The organism is Nitrosococcus wardiae (assembly GCF_004421105.1).
Classification (GTDB): domain Bacteria; phylum Pseudomonadota; class Gammaproteobacteria; order Nitrosococcales; family Nitrosococcaceae; genus Nitrosococcus; species Nitrosococcus wardiae.
This window is the reverse complement of record NZ_CP038033.1, coordinates 3233788-3256647: the sequence shown is the minus strand read 5'-3', so window position 1 is coordinate 3256647 and position 22860 is coordinate 3233788. Positions and strand designations below refer to the sequence as shown.

Here is a 22860-nt window from a genome sequence, read left to right as displayed (position 1 = left end):
AAACCGAGAACTCTACGCGTTCTCATGAGTGCTGATACAGTAGGGGGGGTATGGGTCTATGCGCTGCAACTTGCTACCGCCCTGCGTCGCTATGGCGTCCAGGTGGTACTTGCCACTATGGGGGCGCCCTTGTCCTTCCAGCAACGCCGCCAAGTGGAGCAGGTGCCTGATATGGTGGTGTGTGAAAGCCATTTTCGCCTCGAATGGATGGACGCACCCTGGAAGGATGTTGAACAGGCTGGACAATGGTTGCTGCAGTTGGAACGGCGATATTGTCCCGATCTAGTCCATCTCAATCACTACTCCCATGGCGATCTCGATTGGCGGGCACCGCGGTTAGTGGTGGGCCATTCTTGCGTGCTCTCCTGGTGGCGCGCCGTTTTTTCCAAGGAGCCACCTATCGATTATGACCCTTATCGGTGGCGGGTTCGACAAGGGCTCCAGGGGGCAGATTTAGTCGTGGCACCTTCCCGTGCCATGCTTTCGGCCTTGAAGTCTCATTACGGCCCCCTTTCCCGTACCACAGTTGTCTACAACGGTCGTAGGCATTTGGAATATGCTTGCTTGAAGAAAAAGCCTTATGTTTTGGCCGTGGGCCGGGCCTGGGACGCGGCAAAGAACTTGGCGACCTTGGCCCATATCGCTCCATCCCTGCAGTGGCCAGTCTATCTGGCGGGCGAAATAAAACATCCCGACGGGGGCCATGTCGAACTGGACCATGTCCGGATCTTAGGGCAGCTTGCACCAGAATTCATCGCCCATTGGTACGGGCAGGCTAGCATTTATGCGCTGCCTGCCCGCTACGAGCCATTCGGTCTGTCAGTGCTTGAGGCTGCGTTGGCAAAGTGTGCTCCTGTGATTGGGGACATCGATAGTTTACGAGAATTGTGGGATGGAGCAGCTTGTTTTGTTCCAGCAGATGATCCCCAGGCACTGCAGGACACCATCAATCGCCTTATCGATGATCCCGCTCGGCGAGAAGCAATTGCCCATCTTGCTGCGGCGCGCGCGGGAAAGTATACCTTGGAGCGAATGGCGGCCACTTATTTTGCCCTCTACCAGGATTTGCTTGAGGGCCTTAATTTTTCCGAGGCCCAGGCACCTGCTACCTTAGCATGAGGGCGAGCATGCGAATAGCGCTGTTCTACCATTCATTAGTATCGGATTGGAATAATGGTAACGCCCATTTCCTGCGGGGTATCGCAAGCGAAATAATGGCGCGGGGCCACGAGCTGGTTGTCTATGTTCCCCGTGGAGGCTGGAGTGTAACTAATTTGATTCAGCACTACGGAGAAGGCGCTGTGACTGCGTTTCAGCAACGGTATCCTGAACTTGCAAACCAGGAGCAGGAGTATACGTTAGCAGACTTAGACCTGGAGCGTGCTCTTGACGCTGTCGATTTGGTTATCGTCCATGAGTGGAACGCCCATGAATTGGTCCAGAGAATTGGCGAGCACCGGTCGCGCCATCGGGGATACCGGCTTTTATTTCACGATACGCACCATCGGTCGTTTACTGATAGCCAAAGCATGGCCGCGTACGATCTGCAACATTATGATGGTGTATTGGCCTTTGGCGAGGTGATCCGGGATCGGTATCTTACTGAAGGGTGGGCCCAACAGGCATGGGTTTGGCATGAAGCTGCCGATACGCGGATATTTCACCCCCTGGATGATAGGCCCAGGGAAGCGGAAGTGGTATGGGTGGGTAATTGGGGAGATGAGGAACGTACAAGTGAGCTCTATGAGTTTCTGTTCGACCCGGTGATGGAAGAGCAGTTGCGCACGAATGTTTATGGAGTGCGTTATCCCCAACAGGCGCAGGCACAGCTCCGAGAGCGCGGTATTACTTACCGGGGGTGGTTGGAAAACTCCCGAGTACCGGAGGTCTTTGCCCGCCACTGTGTGACTGTGCATATCCCACGGCGCCCTTATGTAGAAGCTTTACCTGGTATTCCTACCATTCGACCTTTCGAAGCGCTCGCTTGCAAAATCCCTCTGGTCTGTACGCCATGGGAGGATGCCGAAGGTCTGTTTACTCCAGGTGAAGATTTTCTTATTGCCCGCAACGGCGAGGAAATGAGGCGCTGCCTACGGGAAATCATCAATGACCGCGATAGGGCAGCTGAATTAGCATCCCATGGCTACCGCACTCTTCTGGGCGCCCATACCTGCGCCCATCGGGTCGATGAGTTATTGAGTATTTATCATGAGCTCAATGTATCCCATGAATCTCAACCTCACCTCAGGAAATAGGCTATGAAAAGGGGATTACAGATCGCTTTTTTTGGTTCGAGTCTGGTCTCGGCCTACTGGAATGGCGCGGCAACCTACTACCGCGGTCTCATTCGTGCATTGCACGACCGTGGGCATCGGGTGCAATTCTTCGAGCCAGATGCCTATGAGCGGCAACGACATCGGGATATGGAAGACCCCCCTTGGGCAGAGGTCGTGGTCTATGGAGCAGAGGGGACTGCAGAACTCGAGCGTGCGCTTGAGTCTGCTCGGAGTGCGGATGTCATTGTCAAGGCAAGCGGCATTGGTGTATTTGATGAGTATCTGGAGGCAGTCGTGCCGGAATTGGCAGGCCCTAATACTCTCTGTGTGTACTGGGATGTGGACGCGCCAGCAACCCTAGATCGGATGCGCCTTAATCCTTCCGATCCCTTCCACGGGCAGGTGGCGCGGTATGATTTGGTACTGACTTATGGTGGCGGCAATCCCGTGGTGGAGGGCTATCGCGCTGTTGGCGCGCGTCAGTGTATCCCTATCTACAATGCCCTTGATCCTGGAACTCATTATCCTGCCGCACCGGATTCTCGGTTCGAGGCTGCCCTAGGCTTTCTTGGCAATCGACTGCCCGATCGCGAAGCGCGGGTGGAATATTTCTTTCTGGATGCTGCCGCTCGATTACCTGGAAAGCAGTTCCTTCTGGGCGGAAGCGGTTGGGGTGACAAGCCTATGCCTGGCAACGTGCGCTATTGCGGTCACGTTTATACCCGGGATCATAATGCCTTCAACTCTACCCCTACAGCCGTACTTAATATCTCTCGGGAAAGCATGGCCCGCTACGGATTCTCCCCGGCTACCCGGGTGTTTGAAGCTGCCGGTGCCGGCGCTTGTCTTATTACCGATTTGTGGGAGGGTATTGAGGATTTTCTTGAGCCGGATCAAGAAGTACTCATTGCAGCGGATGGGGCGCAAGTGGCTGAACATCTGGCGGAATTGACTCCCGAACGGGCGCGCGTGATGGGTGCCTCGGCCCGGAAGCGGATATTACAGGAGCATACTTACGCCCATCGTGCAGCCCAGCTTGAGTCGGTGCTCGTAGGTTATTCATTCCCATCCTATCGAGGAGCGGTCTTATGAGCCCACGGAAGTTGGTGATATTAGGTTTGTCAATCACCTCCTCATGGGGTAATGGGCACGCCACTACCTATCGAGCTCTAGTGCGCGAATTGGTCCAGCGTGGGCACCAGGTGATATTCCTGGAGCGTGATATGCCATGGTATCGAGATACGCGGGATTTACCGAGCCCCCCCTATGGGCGGACCCATTTGTATGAAAACCTTGAGGAATTATTTGATACTTATCAAGGCATCATTGAGGATGCCGATCTAGTCATTATTGGTTCCTACGTGCCGGATGGAATCAAGGTGGGACATTGGGTGTTGGCGCATGCTCGGGGAATCGTCGCCTTTTACGATATTGATACCCCCGTGACGCTGACTGCATTGGCCCAGGGTAGAGCAGAGTACATTTCCCCGGATCTGATCCGGCGTTATGACCTTTATTTATCGTTTACGGGTGGTCCAACGCTGCAGCGGCTCGAGCACGAGTTCGAAGCCCAGCGCGCACGGGCACTATACTGCTCGGTGGATCCAGAAGCTTATTACCCGCAAGTGGTTGAGGCCTCTTGGGATCTGGGATATTTGGGCACCTACGCCCCAGATCGGCAACCGATGTTGGAATGCTTGCTGAATGCACCGGCACGGGCGTGGTTTGAGGGTCGTTTTGTAGTGGCAGGGCCTTCCTATCCTACCACCGTTCAGTGGCCCTCCAATGTGGAACGCATTGAGCACTTGCCGCCCAGTGAGCATGGAAGCTTTTATAATCGCCAACGCTTCACCCTTAATATTACCCGTGCAGATATGGCCCAGAGCGGCTATGCGCCCAGTGTGCGCTTATTTGAAGCCGCTGCTTGCGGCATTCCCATTATCAGTGATGGGTGGTCAGGAATCGATGAATTCTTCCATCCAGGGACGGAAATTTTGCTTGCGAGCAGTGCCAAGGAAGTGGTGAGCTTTCTCCAAACAATGCCTGAGGAGCACCGCTGTGCCTTAGGCGAGCAGGCGCGCCGCCGTGTCCTTGCGGATCACACCGCTGCCCAGCGGGTGAAAGAGCTAGAAAGCTATATCGAGGAGTGCTTTGCGGGATTGGGTGCAGAGACTCATTGAAACCAGTTAGGGCGACTCCAATCCCATCGCCAGTTGAGCGCTATAGGATGCAGGTTGGGGAGTATGGCTCAGCAATTTATCGAAATAGGTGATAGTGTGCATAAGACCCGCTTCGAGTTCAATCCGAGGCTGCCAGCTAAGCAATTCCTGAGCACGGAGAATATCGGGCCGCCGCCGTTGGGGGTCATCCCCAGGAAGAGGCCGGAAAACGATCTTTGAGCGGGAATTGGTAAGGCGGCGCACCATCTGGGCTAGCTCAAGCACGGTGAGCTCTTGCGGATTACCCAGATTGATAGGGCCGGTGATCTTCGCAGGCGAGTGCATGAGGCGGAACAGGGCTTCGATTAGGTCAGTTACATAGCAGAATGATCGTGACTGTGAGCCGTTGCCATAGAGTGTAATGGGCTTGTGGTGTAGCGCTTGGACGATAAAATTCGATATGACGCGCCCATCTTCGCATTGCATATAGGGTCCGTAGGTGTTGAAGATACGGGCGACCTTTACGGGCAATTGATGTTGTTGATGATAAGCGAAAAAAAGGCTTTCAGCGCAGCGTTTGCCTTCATCATAACAGGAGCGGGCGCCAATAGGGTTAACATGTCCCCAGTATTCTTCGTCCTGGGGATGTTGCTGAGGATTGCCGTAGACTTCGCTTGTGGACGCCTGCAGGATTTTCACCTGGAGCCGTTTGGCAAGCTCCAGCATATTAATAGCACCATAGGCATTCGTTTTGAGGGTTTGTACCGGATCCCGTTGATAATGGATGGGGCTTGCAGGGCAGGCCAAATTGTAGATTTCATCTACCTCTAGGTAAAAAGGAAGGCACACATCATGGTGAATCATTTTGAAGCAGGAGTAGTCGAGAAACTCGCGAATATTATCTTTTGAACCCGTATAGAAGTTGTCCATACAAAACACCTGGCAGCCTTCTTGGAGCAGGCGAGCACACAAGTGACGTCCTAGAAAGCCAGCACCGCCTGTTACTAACACTCGCTTCATTCTTTCTTCTCCTGTGAGGTTGTCTGGGCGCACGCTTAAGTTATTGTGACGCAAGAAATATTCCAGGTGCAGGGAAGTGTCCCCGTACAGCTGAATTGCTTCAATCAATTCAGCTACTTGGATAATTATCAGGAATTGATAAGAGGCTATTCTCTGCCGCTATATTCATCTAAGGTTCTGAATCATATGTAAAGATTACACTGGCTATGCAATTTTTTCGTGGGCCGTGGAATGGCTAGGGGAATTTTACGAGGACTATTGGGTTCAAGTATTTGTTTCCTGGTAGAGGGAAAGCGAGATCACCTACTGGTGTGAAATATGCATGATATCTGTTGAGTACCCTCAACACATTCAGGTATTGAATAACCCAAGATGAAAAGCAATGATTGAAGCAATTAAACTGTGGAACGAGCCGAATAATCTTTCTCATTGGGACTTTGAAATAGATCCTAAGTGGCGGCAGTTTGCAGCCATGGTTCAACAGTCTTCTGAGGCTATCCGTAGATTAGTGCCGGATTTGCCTATCGTGCTTGGTGGGATTTCCCCCATTGATCCTAATTTTATTCGGCTGTTGCGCAGCTATGGCACCCTGGAGGCCGTCGATGCTGTGGCAGTGCATGGTTTTCCCCTGGACTGGAACCATTGGAAGATTGATGAATGGCCAGCCAAGATCGGGGAGATTGAAGAGGTGGCGCAGTTGCCTGTGTGGGTGGCCGAAGTCGGCGTATCCACCTTCGGAGCGGATGAAGTTCAGGTGTTTGGTCTGCAGCGAACTTTGGAGCTGTTGCGCAATTGGTCAGAGCGAGTCTACTGGTACAGCTTACTGGATCTTCCACCATCTTGGGGCGCAACGACCCGCCATAAGGAAAGCGAAGGCAGCTCCTATTACCGTCACTTTCACATGGGATTGATCCGGGCCGATGGAACACCTAAGCCGGCGCTGCAGCATTTTGATCCTGCCTTTGGCATCTGTCAGTGGTTCCATTTCGGTGATAATCGGTTAGCGTTCGCTGTCGATTGGTTGCGGCGTTTGGGGATTCGTCGTCTACGGACGGGTATCAGTTGGGCGGATTGGCACCGGCCGGGGGCGGTTGCTTGGTTCGATCAGCAAATGGAAATGTTGCAAGATTTCGATGTGACGATCACTTTGTGTTTTACTCCTCCTAGTCGCGGCCAGCGCGCTTGCCATACCAGCCCACCCCTTGATCTTGGCGAGTTTGCGGAGTTCGCCACCCAGGTGGTAACTCGCTACGTTTTGCCAGAGCGGGATCACCTGGCGGCTGGAGCTATCCGTCACAGCAGTAGCAAGTAATGACACTGTTTCTTTGTGTGCGTCATGGGGAAACCAATGTTCTGGGCCGCGTTCTGACTGGCCGCGAACCGGGTGTGCATCTCAATGCCCAGGGATGGAGGCAAGCGAGGCAATTAGCTGAGCGCTTGCGGAATGTTCCCCTGCAGGCTCTTTGTACAAGTCCCTTGGAGCGGGCTCAAGAAACTGCCCAGCCTCTGGCTGATGAGTGCGGGCTAAACACTCGTATCGTCCCTGAGATTAACGAAATCGATTATGGCGATTGGCAGGGCTATTCTATTGAGGAATTGGCTGCTAATCCTTACTGGACGGAATATAACCGTTATCGAGGGTTATATCGGGTACCCGGAGGCGAATCTTTGGCTGAGGTACAGTTGCGTATGGCGCAAGGGTTGGAAAGGTTACGTGGGGAATACCCAGAGGGCTCGGTGGTTTTAATCAGTCACAGCGATCCTCTCAAGACCTTGTTTGCTTATCTTTTAGGAATCCCCCTGGACTTTATTACCCGCTTTGAAATTGATCCTGCCTCCATCAGTGCTGTGGAAATCGGCACCTCTACGCCGCGGGTGCTTTGTCTCAATCATAGGGACAACTTATCCTTTCTTAGGCATGGAGAGAAGTGAAATGGAGAAGCGCGCTGCAGAACCGGAGTCGATCCAAAAGAAGATCGATTCCCTAGCCCCCTGGTTCCATAATCTACATCTACCGAATGGTATTCAGACGGCACCCGAACACTTTCTCGGCGATTTCCCCGCCTATAAATGGCAGGAACTGGCTATTGGACTGCCAGATAATTTAGCTGGCTGGACCGCGCTGGATGTAGGTTGTAATGCCGGCTTTTACAGTTTTGAATTGGCGCGCCGTGGAGCTTATGTGACAGCCATCGATAGCAATGCTCATTACCTGCGCCAGGCTAGGTGGGCGGCGGAGCAGTTTGGGCTTGCTGAACAGATCCAGTTTTGCCAAAGACAAGTCTACGATTTGGCCGGTGACACAGACTCTTATGATCTAGTTCTCTTTCTTGGGGTAATGTATCACTTGCGCTATCCTCTGCTTGGTTTAGATATCGTGACTCAAAAGGCCCGCCGGCTCTTCTGTTTCCAAAGTATGACCCTGCCGGGAACGGAAGTATTCTCTGGTACAGATGGCCGTCGTTTCGATGAGCGCGAACTTCTGTGCGATGCGGGTTGGCCCAAGATGGCTTTCATCGAGGGCCGTTTCGCAGATGATCCTACTAATTGGTGGGTTCCTAACCATGCCTGTATCGAAGCCATGCTTCGTACCTGCGGCATGCAGGTCGTTTCCCACCCAGGACATGAACTTTATATCTGCAAGCCTGATCCAAGCACGCCCGGTTGTGCCCAAGGTTGGAACCGACACGAGTATGAAACCGCTATAGGTCACGAGCGGCGTGCTTCCAAGCAATGTTTTTTCTCCGGCGAAGAGTCCGATGATTGGTAGCGGATGCAAGCAATGGCGGTAGAGAGTCCAAACCGCTTACTTATTTGTCTTCGCTATGGTATCGGCGATTTAGTGATGGAGCTGCCTGCGCTGCGGGGGTTGCGATCGCGTTTGCCGAAGGCTCATCTCACGGCTTTGGGCGCTGCTCCTGCAGTGGCATTATTGGAAGGTGATCCTGATTTTGATGCGGTAATTCCGGCTCAACGCTTTGGCTTCCAACACTGGGGCCATCGCGGTACAGCGGCGGCACGAGAGCGTTTAGGGGAATGGCTCATTGCGGGCGCTTTCGATCAGGTCCTAGATGCTTCACATGCTGTGGTGGGGGTCAGGGAAGTCATCTCAGCGGCCGCCATTCCGGTATTGAACACCGAAAGTAGCTTCGAGACTAACGAGGAACCCCTGGAAGGACGTGGGGTTCGTTCGATTTGGCGCAGCGCCGTCCAGGCGTGGGGTTTGGCAGAGACTGGAAGTCATCCGGAGCCTAACCTCCACATCTCAGAGGCAGTATGCCAATCTGCTCGGCATTTTTGTTATCAGCGGGGCCTTGGTGACCGAGTGGCGGTGGGTATTGCCCCCATTGCCTCTACTGAACTTAAACGCTGGCCCCTGGAGCAGTTGGGTAAGGTGGTGCGTTGGCTCACAGGCGAACAGGGAAGACCGATTTTAGTATTTAGTGCTCCTGGCGAGGAGAAAGTCGCACGGGAGTTGCTGGCGCAGGCTGTGCTTCCCGGGCGCGCTGAGTTTGTGCCGCCGTTTCACCTACAACAAACAGCAGCCCTGATTGCCTGCTGTGGAGCTTTTCTCAGCAACGATACCGGCTTGATGCACATAGCGGCAGCCATGGATGTACCTACTGTGGCGGTCTTTGGGCCGACTTCCCAGCGGGTTTATCTACCCGCGGGCACGGTTGCCGTAAGTAGCGGGTCCGAGTGCTCGCACCGGGTTACGGATCGGTTTGGCCCTTCACCCTGCCTCCTTCAAAACCGTTGTTTAATAGGAAGAGAAAGCTGTATTTCAGCGGTATCGGTGGAACAAGTCACGGCAGCACTCGAACGAGTACTCTGCCACTCCTTTGAGCCCCAGCAGTCAAGTCAGTTTAGCAGAGGAGGCGCATAATGACGGAAGCAAAAAGAAGTGTACCCAATCGACCCTTGGATCTGCGGGAACTTGATGAGCCTTTCTTCGCCCATATCCTGAAGCGGCTTGATGAACTTATCGGGCGTGAAGCCATTTCTTATTTGCATCCTAGCAAGCGATGGGAATATCCTTGGGCATTGGAGCGCGCCCGGCTGTCGCCTGGCAGCAGCATCTTGGACGCAGGTTGTGGCGCTTCTATTTTTCCCGTCTATCTTGCCGAGCTTGGGCATCAGGTAACGGGAGTCGATTTGTCTGTCCCCGCAAGACTAGGTAATCTTCATGGTGTACACATTGATTATGTCAACGCCGGACTCACGAATCTTCCTTTCGCCGACGAAAGTTTCGATGCGGTATTCTGCATTTCAGTCATCGAGCATTTGGGTTATGGGGGGATTCCGCAGGCGCTAGCGGAGCTACGTCGGGTGACCCAGCCCGGTGGGCGGCTGATGATTACTACTGACTATTTCAAGGATGCCAATGCTGAGATCTGGTATGAGGGAGAGGGTGAACCGTTCCGTGTGGATTGGAATTTTTTTGACGAAGAGCACCTGCGTCATTATTTGCTTCAGGCCCCAGGACTTACCCTCGAGGGTGAACTTGATCTGCAAGTGGATTGGAATACTGTACAGCCCCAAATGCGGCGCTTTCATGGATATCCCTACACCTCTGTGGGAATTACCCTTATCCGGACCTAAAGTCAGCCTCCCTCTGGTGGTTAACTAAAGCAGGGATGATTATTGCCAACTGACGGCATAGCGATCGCCCGCCTGCTTTAGAAAGCCGTAGAGCTGGCTGAGGGAAAGCGGGGGAGGAAGCGGATAACGCCCTGGCACTTTGCGTAACTCTTTATAATAACGTGCAAAAGCGGAGAAGTCGCTTGGATAGGCCTTTTTGTCGACGCCGATAAAGCTGCCTTCCGTACGCGCCTGCTCAAGCAGGGTTTGCCAGCGCTCAATAGACGCAAGCCCAATGCTCTCTACTCCATGGGCAAATAACATCAAATGAATATGGTCATAAGGTGCTCTGCTGTGTAGATAATATTCCAGCTGTTTAGCCGAGGGCTCCATATTAAATACCATCCAAAAGGGGGCTGCACCGATGCGTAAGTTCCACCAAGGCTCCATGAGAATGAAGGATTCTACCAGGAGCCGATTTGACATGAATCCCCGTTTGCCATACCACCACCGATAGAGGTCGGCAACCAAGGGGCTTAGGTGTTCCGGTTCGCGAAACACCATTCGCTTAACGCGATATCCTTGGTGCTTTGCAAAGTGTTCCACATCTTCACCAAGGAGCGGCTCGAATCCCCATTCTGCTTCAGGGCTTTCGCCATCCGGTGCGGGCGGTTCCCACCGCCGCTGAGAGGAACCCATCTGCTCAAGGAAGCGCTCTACGCGAGGGCCGCCATGCAGATACTCTTCTTCAGTAACTCCGCCCACAGCCCCATGTTGAAAAAAGTGGCGTTCGCCCACACGGGTGGTTGGCCAGGTGCATTGACAATCCACTAAAAAGAGAGTGCCGCCCGGCTCTAGGTTCTCCTTATAAAAAGCGTTCATAGTCAGCTCCTAGACATCGGCGCTTGACTCGAAAATAAGTAATGTATTGCACCATGAGGTGATCTTGGCTGGGATCGTGCATATGGTGAAGTTGAAGATCGGGATTGGCTGCTAAAAAGTTGCTGCCCTGCTTCCCGTCCTAATGCTAGCGCTTGTTTTGGATCATCGGGATCAGCATTCTGGCGTACGGGAATAAGATAGGTTTGGGGTAACCAAGGTATCTGCAAGGCAGCGCATAGGTGAATTAGTGCCCCGTTAGAAGAACCTACCATTACGGCTGGATATCGCTGCCGCGGATACTGGCTGGCCATCCACTGGGGCGATGGCGTCGGCGCTGACCTGATGCATTTTTTTGGGTGAGACCGCCTCGAAAGATCCGCTGAGTGCAAAAATTTTCTTACGCATAGAAGAAGGCAGCCAGTTCACCATTTGAGTAAAGGGTTCAAGCGCTCGCGATTGGCCGAGTGCCGGGAAGTCTTGGCCCTTGAGAAAATGGCTCAGTGCTCGCAGCATTGCAGAGGCAGAGTCAAAATTGGCTAAATAGGGAGGAGGTTGGTGGCCTATGGTGCTTTAGTTTTTTTGTTTTAGGAATCAGCGCTCAATGGCCTGATGGACAAGCATTGTACCAAGAAATAGGCGCAGCACGCGGGCGAATTTCCGCGGCGCAAAAAATTAAGTGTATGGGCTTCTCCAGGAATTTCAACCCATCGTCCGTGAGGGAGTCGATGTGCCGCTTCCCTTGCCCATTCCTGGGAGGCGATCGGATCACGGCTACCGCGAACAATGAGCGTTGGTGCGTGCACTAAGGGGAGTTTGTCTTCAATTGGATGATGCAGCAGAAGTAGATGACGGAAGGTTAAGGACATGCAGCGTAAGCCCGCGTCTGCATAGTCCTTAAATAGAATGCTGCCCATCGACGGCTCACGGCGGCCATTGATAAGCCAGCGTGCCACCTGCTGGTGTGTTGTACGAATGGCCGGATCTATGGTCAGCCCTTGCAGAACCAGGCAGTTAACCCGCTCCCTGTGGCGTAAAGCTAATTCGACTAAGACATTGCAGCCGAGCGAGTTGCCAACCCCATTGGCGTGTTTGAGACCAAGGCTTGCCATCCAGGCGGCAAGCGCATCGGCTAGTTCAGCCAAGTTGAGAACACGACGGGGTTTATCGCTCTTACCGAACCCAGGAAGATCCAAGGCATACACTTGAAAATCAGAAGCAAGATGCTCAGCAATGGGTATCATATAGTGGCTTGAGGCCAGTCCATGGATCAAAATAATGGGCAGGTGTTCTTTCCGCCCTGGGTTGGTGGAGGCTCGAAAATGTAGGGAGAGGCCATTGACGGTGGTCCGGCGGCACTCTAATCGGTGGGCTGCTTGTGCCTCACGGATAGGCAAATTCCATACTCATTTATTTGCTTTGGCTGAACTTGCCTTCCCTGGCAAGTTCGTCCGTTAGCTTGTGATCTTAGATTATGCGCTTCCAAGCGCTTCTAAAATCCTTTCTGGACACACCCACTGCCCGCGTGGGAAAAGGTAGAGTTATCATGAAGGCTATCTTCAAAGAATAAACTTTGCTGAACACAACAAGAGCCTTCACTAGGGAGTGTAGTCTTCCCAATAAGGTCGGGTTCCATAATGGGTGTGTACTTGGGTCGCCCAGCGCTGATCGGCCATAGTTGGCCAATTACCTTTGTCAAAACCCGGTGCATTTTTAAGGGTTTCTTTATCAACTTTTAATACGAAGCACTTGTCCTCCGCATCCAAAATTAACGCATTCCACGGCACGGCGAATAGTTTATCTCCCATGCCCAGAAACCCCCCAAAGGATAGCACCGCATAGGCAATGCGGCCTTTGGGCACATCTACCATGATGTCGGTAATGGTACCGAGTTCTTCTCCTTCCAGGTTGACGACTGTATCCCCTTCTAGAGTGCTTGCGGCCATGATATAAGGGCCTGGACCGTTGGTATTGTCTTCACCACCTATGACTCGAGCACCGCTTTCTGGATATGTACTCATCGCTTTCCTCCGAAATTGATCATACTTACCTTATTAATCTCTAATCTCGCATTTAGAATATGCTCCACACCTGTTTGTGCAAAAAACACGCCGAGAAAGCTCATCCTTATTTGCCAAGCCCGTGATCTCCGATGAAGGTAGCGTCTAGGGTGGAAATTCTGGCTTTTTTTTCCTATCTGGGCCCTCAGCCACTGAGGATTTTCTGTAAAATTTGCTACCCGATGTAATCGTTTCAAAGGTGAGTGAGCTTTCATTGCATAATGCCCCAGGGTAGGAGAAGTTTTAATCTGTCGCTTTGCGGCAGTAAGCCCATTTATCCTGCTCTGGTGCTACCCCCTAGCAGGGTGAGCACTTCGCCGGTGACGTAACTGGAATCGGCCGCTGAAGCAAAATAAACATAGGCTGGAGCAATTTCTTCGGGTTGAGCGGGTCGTTGGAAGGGAGTTTGTGCGCCAAACTGGGCGACTTCCTCGGGAGGCCGATCGGCTGGATTGAGCGGCGTCCACACAGGGCCCGGAGCCACGCAATTGACCCGAATTCCAGCTTCCACGAGCTTTTGGGCGAGGGATTTCGTGAAGGCGTGGATGGCGCCTTTAGTGGCGGAGTAATCCAGCAGTGCGCTGCTGCCCTCAAGCCCGGTGATGGAGCCGGTGTTGAGAATCACACTTCCGGGTTTTAAATGAGGCATTGCTGCCTTTACCATATGGAAATAACCGTAGATGTTGGTTTTGAAAGTCCGATCCCACTGTTCTTCTGTGAGCTCGTCTAGCTCCTGCCGGTGCTGCTGATAGGCGGCATTGTTGACTAAAATATTCAGCTGATCGAAGGCTTGAATGGTGCGCTCGACGGCGCTTCGGCAGAATGCAACCTCCCTGACATCACCGCAGATTAATAAAGCTTTTTGGCCTTCAGATTCAACAGCGCGCCGGGTCTCTTCGGCATCGGTATCCTCTTCCGGAAGATGAGTAATCGCGACATTGGCGCCTTCGCGGGCAAACAGGACCGCGACTGCCCGTCCGATTCCCGAGTCGCCCCCAGTGATTAACGCCACCTGGCCCCGCAATTTCTCTGCCCCTTTGTAAAGGGGCGCTGAATAGCGGGGTCGGGGTTGTAGCTCTGATTCCTGCCCGGGCTTTTCTTGGTGCTGTTCTGGAAAAGGAGGTTTTGGCTCCCGTGGTTTGTCAGTCATCTTAATTACTCCCGTGTTTGGCATTGCTGATATTTCTCATCCGTATCGGAGATAGGCCTCCGGGGATGGGATAGAGATATTGCTTTTCCGAATTGTTAGGCAATCACTATGCCAAACAAAAAGGATTCCTTGGCTAAGTACCTATGAATAAAATATGAGGTGTTTTAGGAGGGAGCCGGTGGTGTTCCGCAAACCCCTTTTTCCTCCCTGAAAAAAGGGTTTGATGCGCATCCTCCCTGGTGCGCCCCCTAAGGGGCCTCCTCCGGATGTCCCGATTCGCTCCCGGCGAATCGGTGCGGGGACTTCCCTTTATTTACATTAATTAGCCTAATATTTGCATAAAAATGCTGATGCGAGATGGAATAAATAGCCATCTTATAGTGTGCAATATGCTGATTTTTAGATGAGGTGACATAATGCCCTACAATAAGCTAGCTGAACTGCCCGATTCGGTTAAAGACCACTTACCTAAGCATGCTCAGGAAATTTACAAAGAAGCTTATAACCATGCTTGGGAGCAATATGCTGACCCAGACAAGCGCCGTGGCGACGCATCGCGGGAAGAAGTCGCCCATAAAGTTGCCTGGTCTGCCGTAAAGAATAAATACGAGCATAAAGACGAGCGCTGGGTACGCAAAAGCGCATGACGCTTATGGCGAAGGGGAGCTTCCCTCTGGGGGTTTATCCTAATGGCATGCTGGAGCAAGGGGAGATACCCTGATATTGAGGAGAAATGGCCAAGGAAGGCCCCCCTCAGGGGGCTCGCCAAATGGAAGAAGCTAATGGCTTTGAAGATGAAAGAAAACCTGCCATGGAGAGATCTATAGCAGTTAAGATTTCAATCCAAATCCCTCCAGTGACAGCATATTTGCCTCCGCTAAGATCAAAGCTAATATTAATGTTCCACTGAGAAGAAGAGAGAGGGTAATGAGAACGACGGACCAGATTGGCAATCCAGGGAGCCCCTCCTGCTTTAACCTACGGAAAGTGCCGTAATAGTTCCAGAAACTAAGTAAATGAATGCCAATACCAGCGGCGATAAGAATGCTGCCGGCGACATAAACTGCCCACTTCGGCTCGGCTCTATCAAGAAGTTTAACAGCTGCGAATCCAAGGGCTATCGCTGTGAGCCCCGTGCGTACCCAGGCGCTAAAGGTTCGTTGCTCGGCTAGCAAGTTGCGGTGAAAGGCTAAGTCGGTACGATCTTGTGCTAGCTGTTGTTTGCCTTTTTCTGCCATACCAATTCTAAATAATAAATCTAATTTTTTTATTCACTTGCATAAGCAAGTGTCGATAACAATGCCAATTCTGCCTGGCGTGAATCCAATCGGGTGTGTTGCACGACAATGGGTACGCTCGATTTAATCACACTGGCGAAATCCGTATCCTTGGGGATCGGTTCGGGATCCTTGAGCTCATTAAAACGAACATGGCGGGTGCGCTGGGCAGGGACGGTCAGTTGGTAAGGGCCGGCAGGTTCTCGATCGCTGAAGTAGATGGTGATGGCGATTTGGGCTTCCTGATTGGTGGTATTCAGGATGCAGGCTGTTTCGTGGCTGGTCATTTGGGGCGCCGGTCCTGTACTGGTGGGCGGAATATAACCTTCGGCGATGGCCCAAAGGGTTTTTCCGATGGGGGTACTCATAATCTATCTCCTACAGTAACGGGGTTAAAGCGTTGGGTAGGGGTATTTCCAGTTACCATTGCCGTTCAGGATAATCGCCTCCTGTTCCATTATAGCCCTCGCGCAGGGCCATAAGTAAGATCTGGGATAAATGCAGGGCATAGCGGTCGGTGGTTTGGGCGATTTGTTCACGACAGGCATAGCCATCGGTGAGGATCAAAGTATCCTTTTCGGCTGCGCGCACGGTGGGCAGGAGAATCCGCTCCCCGATTTTAAGAGACACCGGGTAATGGTCAGCCTCAAATCCGAACGGGCCGGCCATGCCGCAGCAGCCAGAATCTAGCAAATTGTAATTAAGCCCCATCTGCTCAAAAATCTGCTTTTCCCCTTCCAAACCGATAACTGCATGATGGTTGCAATGGGCATGGACCACCGCCTTACGGTGGAGCAGTGGAGGTTCATAGTTTTCTTGCTGGGCCAGAAACTCGCCCAACATAAAGGTCTGCTGGCTGAGGCGCTGGGCCCGGTCATCTTTGGGAAATAGCTTGATGAGTTCATCTCTAAAAGCGGCGACACAGGACGGTTCCAGGCCAACGACAGGAGTCCCTTGGAGCACTTCTGGGGTCAGCGTTTCCATTATTTGAGTGAGCAGCTTCTTGGCCCTATTCAACATGCCCCAAGCGTAGAGAGGGCGGGCACAACACAGGGAAGAGGTGGGTACGATAACTTGGAATCCGGCGGCTTCCAGCACTTCCACGGCGGCCACCAGGATCTCCGGGTGCAGGTGGTTGTTAAACGTATCCGGCCACAGTAAGACCTTATGACCCTTGGGAGGGCGGGGGTTGCGCTGTTGATACCACTGCTTGAAGGTTTGGGGGGCAAAGCGGGGTAACCGTCTTTCTTGGGCAATACCGGCAGTAAATTTAGCCAGGTTTGAGAAAACGGGAGTTTGGGTGAAGAAATTAACCGCCCGGGGCGCCCGCGAGGCTAACCGACTCCACCAATAAATCCCGCCCATGGAATAAGCCACCCGCGGCCGCAATCGACCCTTAAAATAATGGTAATTAAACTCGGCTTTGTAGGTTGCCATATCCACATCTACCGGGCAGTCACTGAGGCACCCCTTGCAAGCTAAGCACAGATCCAGGGCCTCGTAGACCGCTTCACTCTTCCAGCCTTCTTTAAGCGGCGCATTCTCATGGGTCATGCCGTAGATCATTTCATAGAGCAGGCGGGCCCGGCCGCGCGTGGAATGCATTTCTTCTTTTGTGGCCATATAGCTTGGACACATTACGCCCTTATTAATATGGCGGCATTTGCCTACGCCCACACAGCGTAAAGAGGCGCCGGTAAAGCTGCCGTTATCCTTGGGATAAGCAAAAACGGTCTCTAGCTGGGGCGCGCGAAAATCGGTGCCTAGGCGCAGATTGGAATCCCGGGGATAAGGATCAACGACTTTGCCGGGGTTCATACGGTTGAGCGGATCCCAAAGTGTTTTGAACTCCCGGAAGGCTTGAAGTAATTCCTCGCCATACATTTTCCCGAGCAGGTCGGCACGGGATTGGCCGTCTCCATGTTCTCCCGACAGGGAACCGCCATAGCCTATGACCAAATCTGCGGCATCATTGGTAAAGGCTTGGTATTTTTCGATCCCTCCCTCAGAGGTAAGATCGAAATCAATTCGGACATGAATACAGCCATCTCCAAAATGACCATAGAGGGAGCAACCGTAATCATAGCGCTCTAGCAGCTGCCGAAAGTCCCGAAGATAAGTCCCCACCTTCTTAGGAGGGACAGCAGCATCCTCCCAGCCCGGCCAGGCATCACTTTGGCCGGGTAAATGGGCTGTGGCTCCAAGGCCTGACTCCCGAATTTCCCAAATGCGCTCCGCTTCTTCAGGGTCATCAAAGAGTTTTATATGGGGCGGATTAGCAGATTGTTTAAGGGCCTGCAGCAGGCTTTGGGCGTTCTGCTCTGATTCTGCCCTCGTTTCACCACCGAACTCTACCAGTAACCAGCCGCGCCCCTCCGGCAGCAGCGATCGGCCTTTGGGGCGCATATGCTTTTCCTTCATGTACTTGAGCAGCACATCATCAATGCCCTCCAGTCCTACGGGAGCGTACTCAAGTATCTGGGGGACATGCTCCCCGGCAGTGTAAACGTCAGGATAGCCGAGCACCACCAAAGTCCGATGGGGAGGACTGGGGACAAGGCGTAGATCGGCCTGAAGCACGGTCACGCAGGTGCCTTCGGTGCCCACTACGGCTCTGGCCACATTAAAGCCCTTCTCAGGAAGCAGTTCGTCCAAATTGTAGCCGGAGACCCGCCGTGGGATCTGGGGATAGCGTTCCCGGATCAGGTCCGCGTACTTATCTCGAATGGCTTTTAAGCCGGCATAAATTTCGCCCCGGCGGCCTCCTTGGCGAATAATCTGCTCCAGTTCCTCTTCCGAAGTGGGGCCGACCCACAGGCGCAGGCCGTCATAGGTGAGAATTTCCAGCGCATTGATATTATCGGCAGTGCGCCCCGCCATTACCGAGTGAATGCCGCAGGAATTGTTACCGATCATGCCCCCTAAAGTGTTATGGTCGTGGGTGGCCGGATCCGGGCCGAAGGTAAGGTGATGTTTTTCGGCATGATCGCGCAAGTCGTCCAATACGCAGCCGGGCTCTACCACTGCCCGTCGGTGCTCAGGATCGATTTCCAGAATCCGCCGCAGATATTTGGACATATCCATGATCACCGCCGTGTTGCAGCACTGTCCGGCCAGGCTCGTCCCGCCTCCTCGAGCGAGCACGGGGGCTTGGTGTTGGCGACAGACAGCCACCGTTTCCAGGATATCTTGCTTATGTTGAGGGAGGACGACGCCGATGGGGACCTGGCGATAGTTGGAACCGTCGGTGGCGTATAAAGCGCGGCTGCCATTATCAAACCGCACTTCGCCTTGGATTCGCTGGCGTAAATCGTTGGCTAGGGCTTCCGCGGCTGCCTGCGGGAAGGGATGCGTTCGGGGAGCCATCTTACTCTCTCTTTCCTCTTTAACATGATTAAACGGCGTAGCGAGCAGCATCCGCCTCTCGTAGCTCCAAGCCTAACCCAGGGCGGGAAAGGTCGGGTTTGAGGATGCCGTTTACAGGACTCAGAAAACCATCAAAGAACATGGCTTCAATACGGGCGTGGTCGTGGAAATACTCCAAGGGCCGGATATGGGGGAGTGCACAGACAGGATGGGCGTGGAGGGAAGGGGCAGTATGGGCTGAAAGGGGAATCCCATAGGCCTCACAAAGGGCCCCGGCCCGCATAAATCCGGTGATGCCGGCGCAGCGGGTGGCGTCCGCTTGTAGCACGTCCACAGCACCGGCCTCCAGCAGATGGCGGAAATAATATTGGTCATAGCCGTATTCCCCGGCGGCGATATCCATTCCGGCGGGGCCCCGATCGCGGAGCAACCGAAGGCCGTCCAGATCATCCGATGAGACCGGTTCTTCAAACCAAGTCACGCCACATTTGGCAAAGGACTCCGCCAAGGCTAACGCCTGCTTACGGTCATAGGCGCCGTTGCCGTCCACAAACAGGGCCACTTCTTCGCCAATGGCCTCGCGGGCAAGCTGTACCCGCTCCGGATCTTTCTCTGGGCAGCTTCCCACCTTCATTTTGACGGCTTGAATCCCTTCGTTCGCCCAGCCGCTCAGTTGTTTCTGAAGCTGCTGGGGAGAATAGCTGGTAAATCCTCCGCTACCATAAATAGGCGCCCCTTCTCGCACCGCACCTAGCAGAGTGACTAGGGGCAGATCGAGAAGGCGAGCTTTGAGATCCCACAGGGCATTATCCACGGCGGCCATGGCCATGGAGCTAAGGCCTGGGCGGCCTTGATTGCGAATTGCTTTCACCATGGCTTGCCACCTACCGGCAATGGCCATGGCATCCTGGCCGGTGATGGTTGCGGCAAATTTGCTATCAATCAAAACTGCTGCGGCCTTATTTCCGTAGGAATAACCAAGGCCTTGCTTGCCGCCGCCATGGATCTTGACCAAGATGAGCGTGGTTGAGTCCCAGCTTAAAGTGCCATCCGCTTCAGGGAAGTCGGTAGGAACAGTGTATACTGAGACTTCCAGCTTTTCGACAGGAGCCTCTATATACCGGGCCACCATTACTCACCGTCCTTATTTTTCCTGGCTAGGAGGAAGCCAGTTGGCTTTAATTTCCTTAATGGATTGCTTAATGATGTTGATGGCTTCTGGGTCTCTATGCAGCAGGGCGGAGGCATAAGCCTTGGCCTGTTGCAGCTTGATATGGGGCGGCAGAGGCGGCACGTTCCCATCAGTGTAGGCTTCTAGTATGACGGGTCGATCAGCGGCTAAGGCTTCTTCCCAAGCGGGGCCAATGTTTTCCGGCTGGTCTACGCGAATACCTTTAAAGCCTAACAACTCGGCATAGCGGGCATAGGGAAAGTCGGGAATGTTTTGAGTGCCTTCGAATTTAGGATCGCCGGAGATCACCCGCTGCTCCCAAGTCACCTGGTTGAGATCCCGGTTATTGAGCACGAGGACAATCAGGCGGGGATTGCTCCACTGTTTCCAGTATTTCGCCGCGGTGACCAGTTCGCTGTTGCCGTTCATCTGCATGGCCCCGTCGCCGACGGTGGCGATCACCGTTCGATCTGGAAAAGCGAATTTTGCGGAGATGGCATAGGGAACGCCAGGCCCCATAGTGGCTAGCCCACCAGAAAGAGAACACATCATACCTCGACGGATTTTAAGGTCCCGGGCGTACCAATTGGCGGCTGAACCTGAATCGCTGGTGATGATACAGTTTTCGGGTAACCGTGGTGAGAGTTCCCAAAAGACCCGCTGGGGGTTAATAGGGTTAGCATCGTGCATGGCCCGGCCTTCTAATACTTGCCACCACTCCGCCACGTCTTTTTCGATCTTCTCGCGCCAAGCGCGGTTCGTCTTGGAATGAAGGAGCGGGATCAGGGCCCGTAAAGTTTCGGCGCTATCTCCTACTAAGTTTACCTCCATAGGATAGCGGAGACTTAACATGCGCCCGTCGATGTCGATTTGCACTCCGCGGGCCTGGCCTTCCTCTGGGAGAAATTCGGAGTAGGGGAAGCCAGAACCAATCATCAAAAAAGTGTCGCAGTCATCCATCAACTCCCAACTGGGTTTGGTGCCTAGAAGACCGATTGCGCCGGTCACGAAGGGGAGATCATCGGGCAGGGCTGCTTTGCCTAATAAGGCCTTTGCCACCCCTGCGCCTAGTAGATCAGCGACTTTAATGACTTCATCTGTAGCCCCTAGGGCGCCGGCACCCACTAGGATGGCCACCTTGTTGCCTGTATTAAGCACCTCGGCGGCCCGCTGTAAATCTTGTTGATGGGGAATCACCTGGGGGAGCGTATAACCGATACCGGAATGGATGGTGCCATGGGCCCGAGGGGGTTTTTCGACTGCATCCAGCTCTTGCACGTCGTTGGGAAAGATGACGCAGGTGACGGTGCGCTCGGTCTTGGCAATGCGGACAGCCCGATCAATCAAATGCCGGACCTGCGCGGGAGAGGAACACATATGCACGTATTCATGGGCGACATCCTTAAACAAAGAGATCAAATCCACTTCCTGCTGGTAATCTCCTCCTAAGGCGGCACGGGACTGTTGGCCCACGATGGCCACCACCGGCTGGTGGTCTAATTTGGCGTCATAAAGCCCGTTCAACAGGTGAATAGCCCCGGGCCCTGAAGTGGCCAAACAAATCCCCACTTCACCGGTGAATTTGGCGTGGGCGCAGGCCATGAAAGCCGCCATCTCCTCGTGACGAGTCTGAATAAACTCGATTCGGTCTTGAGCGCGATCCAAGGCACCGACGATCCCGTTAATGCCATCGCCAGGATAACCATAGATTCGCTTAATGCCCCAATCGCTTAATCGCTGTAGTAGAAAATCGCTGACGGTTTGACTCATGCCACTCAACCTCCCTTTTTGAGGATTGCTCGTGCTTAACTTTGTCTGGCTCTCTATAGCATAGATGATTGCAAATTCAGCGGGACGCTTAAAAATCCTTATAAAAGATTTAAAAGGAAATATGCTAAAAACAATCCAGCCGCGAGTGTAAGCCAGCTTCGGTGGGTAGTTGCCCAGAGGTGAATGCTGAAGCGATGGGCTTTCGCATCAAAACTACCGTGAGTACCATAATCGCCAGGTACCGGATCCCATAGATTATAGGGGCGGTTAGGATCTTCAGGCTCTTCTCTCTGTTGTGATTGATATCCAGTACGTGCCAGATAATGATCAAGCAGGGTGGGTGCAATTTTATTAATAGCAATAATTAAAAAAGTGGGCAGTCCCACTTTGAGTTCACGCCGGTGATGCTTGGCTGCCCATAAAATGGCCTGGGCCGCAACTTCTGGCTGATAGACGGGCGGCATAGGCTGCGCTTTACGTGATAAATGGGATTTAACCCAATCAAATTGGGGTGTATTGAACGCGGGCATTTGCACCATGGTGACTCGGACCTGGGATTTTTCATGAAGCAATTCACACCGTAATGAGTCGGTAAAGCCCCGGATGGCATACTTGGCAGCACAATAAGAAGCCTGCAAAGGAACGGCCCGATAGGCTAATGCCGAACCCACTTGAATAATGACTCCTCGATTGCGGGGTAACATACGTTTGAGCGCGGCCAGGGTCCCATTGACATAGCCTAAGTAAGTGACTTCGGTGACCCGTCGAAACTCCTCGGGTGTCATGTCTTTGACGGGAGAGAACACCGCGGTCATGGCATTATTAACCCAAATATCAATGGGTCCGAACGCCTCTTCAACTGCTGCTGCTGCTGCTTCCACTTGCCCAGGATCAGCAACATCGGTTTCGAGGATTAACGCTTTTCCCCCTAAGGCCTCTACCTCCTGAGAGGTGTCTTCTAATCCTTTGCGTCCCCGTGCAAGCAACCCAATAGATGCCCCGACTTTGGCGAATGCCAGTGTTGTTGCCCGCCCTACGCCTGCGGAAGCCCCAGTGATTACAACGACTTTGGATGAAAAGGTCATTTTTACCGTGATATCTTCTTTAGGTTGCTTCTTTTTTAATTTATAACGTTTCCTTTACCTAAGAGA

Annotated in this window: 21 protein-coding genes; 10 read left to right on the top strand and 11 right to left on the bottom strand. The window is 53.1% G+C overall.

What is annotated here, in order from left to right; genetic code table 11:
- Nucleotides 1-24 precede the first annotated feature (24 nt).
- From E3U44_RS15395 to E3U44_RS15380, 4 genes are read left to right on the top strand one after another with little or no spacing between them, the layout of a single operon-like run.
- Nucleotides 25-1119 carry a glycosyltransferase family 4 protein gene (locus tag E3U44_RS15395; RefSeq protein ID WP_134358998.1) on the top strand — a complete coding sequence of 365 codons (1095 nt, stop codon included), beginning with the start codon at nucleotides 25-27 and terminating at the stop codon, nucleotides 1117-1119.
- A gap of 8 nt (nucleotides 1120-1127) precedes the next feature.
- Nucleotides 1128-2255: a CgeB family protein gene (locus tag E3U44_RS15390; RefSeq protein WP_134358997.1), complete on the top strand. Its 1128-nt coding sequence runs from the start codon at nucleotides 1128-1130 to the stop codon at nucleotides 2253-2255.
- Between the two features lie 3 nt (nucleotides 2256-2258).
- A complete protein-coding gene (locus tag E3U44_RS15385) occupies nucleotides 2259-3368 on the top strand; it encodes a CgeB family protein (RefSeq protein WP_134358996.1) in 1110 nt (369 codons plus the stop codon).
- Nucleotides 3365-4456: a CgeB family protein gene (locus tag E3U44_RS15380; RefSeq protein ID WP_134358995.1), complete on the top strand. Its 1092-nt coding sequence runs from the start codon at nucleotides 3365-3367 to the stop codon at nucleotides 4454-4456. The genes E3U44_RS15385 and E3U44_RS15380 overlap by 4 nt, the downstream gene beginning before the upstream one ends.
- A gap of 6 nt (nucleotides 4457-4462) precedes the next feature.
- Here E3U44_RS15380 and E3U44_RS15375 read toward each other — a convergent pair whose 3' ends face one another.
- Nucleotides 4463-5455, bottom strand: coding sequence for a UDP-glucuronic acid decarboxylase family protein (locus E3U44_RS15375; RefSeq protein ID WP_134358994.1), 993 nt, complete (start codon nucleotides 5453-5455; stop codon nucleotides 4463-4465).
- A gap of 382 nt (nucleotides 5456-5837) precedes the next feature.
- On the opposite strand from E3U44_RS15375, the gene E3U44_RS15370 reads away from it, so the two are divergent.
- Genes E3U44_RS15370 through E3U44_RS15350 form a run of 5 tightly spaced genes read left to right on the top strand, consistent with a single transcriptional unit; the run spans nucleotide 5838 to nucleotide 10057 of the window.
- The gene (locus E3U44_RS15370; protein ID WP_134358993.1) at nucleotides 5838-6767 is read left to right on the top strand and encodes a glycoside hydrolase 5 family protein; all 930 of its coding nucleotides are present in this window, start codon (nucleotides 5838-5840) and stop codon (nucleotides 6765-6767) included.
- Nucleotides 6767-7387: a histidine phosphatase family protein gene (locus E3U44_RS15365; protein WP_134358992.1), complete on the top strand. Its 621-nt coding sequence runs from the start codon at nucleotides 6767-6769 to the stop codon at nucleotides 7385-7387. Before E3U44_RS15370 ends, E3U44_RS15365 begins: the two co-directional genes overlap by 1 nt.
- Before the next feature lies 1 nt (nucleotide 7388).
- Nucleotides 7389-8225 (top strand): TIGR04290 family methyltransferase, encoded by an 837-nt coding sequence (locus E3U44_RS15360; RefSeq protein WP_134358991.1) that lies wholly within the window; start codon nucleotides 7389-7391, stop codon nucleotides 8223-8225.
- Nucleotides 8226-8237: 12 nt separating this feature from the next.
- Nucleotides 8238-9341: a glycosyltransferase family 9 protein gene (locus tag E3U44_RS15355; RefSeq protein WP_166805095.1), complete on the top strand. Its 1104-nt coding sequence runs from the start codon at nucleotides 8238-8240 to the stop codon at nucleotides 9339-9341.
- A complete protein-coding gene (locus E3U44_RS15350; RefSeq protein WP_134358989.1) occupies nucleotides 9341-10057 on the top strand; it encodes a class I SAM-dependent methyltransferase in 717 nt (238 codons plus the stop codon). The genes E3U44_RS15355 and E3U44_RS15350 overlap by 1 nt, the downstream gene beginning before the upstream one ends.
- Nucleotides 10058-10096: 39 nt before the next feature.
- On the opposite strand, the gene E3U44_RS20140 is transcribed toward E3U44_RS15350, so the two are convergent.
- The 4 genes from E3U44_RS20140 to E3U44_RS15330 form a co-directional block, all read right to left on the bottom strand.
- Nucleotides 10097-10918, bottom strand: coding sequence for a hypothetical protein (locus E3U44_RS20140; RefSeq protein ID WP_240761565.1), 822 nt, complete (start codon nucleotides 10916-10918; stop codon nucleotides 10097-10099).
- Between the two features lie 584 nt (nucleotides 10919-11502).
- Complete coding sequence (locus tag E3U44_RS15340; protein ID WP_134358988.1) at nucleotides 11503-12312, bottom strand: alpha/beta fold hydrolase; 810 nt, start codon at nucleotides 12310-12312, stop codon at nucleotides 11503-11505.
- A gap of 201 nt (nucleotides 12313-12513) precedes the next feature.
- The gene (locus tag E3U44_RS15335; protein WP_134358987.1) at nucleotides 12514-12936 is read right to left on the bottom strand and encodes a PRC-barrel domain-containing protein; all 423 of its coding nucleotides are present in this window, start codon (nucleotides 12934-12936) and stop codon (nucleotides 12514-12516) included.
- Between the two features lie 313 nt (nucleotides 12937-13249).
- On the bottom strand, nucleotides 13250-14125 hold the full coding sequence (locus tag E3U44_RS15330) for an SDR family oxidoreductase (protein ID WP_134358986.1): 876 nt from the start codon (nucleotides 14123-14125) through the stop codon (nucleotides 13250-13252).
- 416 nt (nucleotides 14126-14541) lie between these two features.
- Between E3U44_RS15330 and E3U44_RS15325 the strand changes: the two genes are divergently transcribed.
- Nucleotides 14542-14772: a ChaB family protein gene (locus E3U44_RS15325; RefSeq protein WP_134358985.1), complete on the top strand. Its 231-nt coding sequence runs from the start codon at nucleotides 14542-14544 to the stop codon at nucleotides 14770-14772.
- Nucleotides 14773-14955: 183 nt separating this feature from the next.
- Here the strand turns inward: E3U44_RS15325 and E3U44_RS15320 are convergent, their stop codons facing one another.
- The 6 genes from E3U44_RS15320 to E3U44_RS15295 all read right to left on the bottom strand — a co-directional run bounded on the left by E3U44_RS15320 (nucleotide 14956) and on the right by E3U44_RS15295 (nucleotide 22794).
- On the bottom strand, nucleotides 14956-15363 hold the full coding sequence (locus E3U44_RS15320; protein WP_134358984.1) for a YidH family protein: 408 nt from the start codon (nucleotides 15361-15363) through the stop codon (nucleotides 14956-14958).
- A gap of 29 nt (nucleotides 15364-15392) precedes the next feature.
- Nucleotides 15393-15770: a sensory rhodopsin transducer gene (locus E3U44_RS15315; RefSeq protein ID WP_134358983.1), complete on the bottom strand. Its 378-nt coding sequence runs from the start codon at nucleotides 15768-15770 to the stop codon at nucleotides 15393-15395.
- A 52-nt stretch (nucleotides 15771-15822) separates the two neighbouring features.
- A complete protein-coding gene (locus tag E3U44_RS15310; RefSeq protein ID WP_134358982.1) occupies nucleotides 15823-18768 on the bottom strand; it encodes an FAD-binding and (Fe-S)-binding domain-containing protein in 2946 nt (981 codons plus the stop codon).
- Nucleotides 18769-18796: 28 nt separating this feature from the next.
- Nucleotides 18797-19900, bottom strand: coding sequence for an enolase C-terminal domain-like protein (locus E3U44_RS15305; RefSeq protein ID WP_134358981.1), 1104 nt, complete (start codon nucleotides 19898-19900; stop codon nucleotides 18797-18799).
- 12 nt (nucleotides 19901-19912) lie between these two features.
- A complete protein-coding gene (locus E3U44_RS15300) occupies nucleotides 19913-21709 on the bottom strand; it encodes a thiamine pyrophosphate-requiring protein (protein WP_134358980.1) in 1797 nt (598 codons plus the stop codon).
- 98 nt (nucleotides 21710-21807) lie between these two features.
- The gene (locus E3U44_RS15295; RefSeq protein WP_134358979.1) at nucleotides 21808-22794 is read right to left on the bottom strand and encodes an SDR family oxidoreductase; all 987 of its coding nucleotides are present in this window, start codon (nucleotides 22792-22794) and stop codon (nucleotides 21808-21810) included.
- Between the last annotated feature and the right edge of the window lie 66 nt (nucleotides 22795-22860).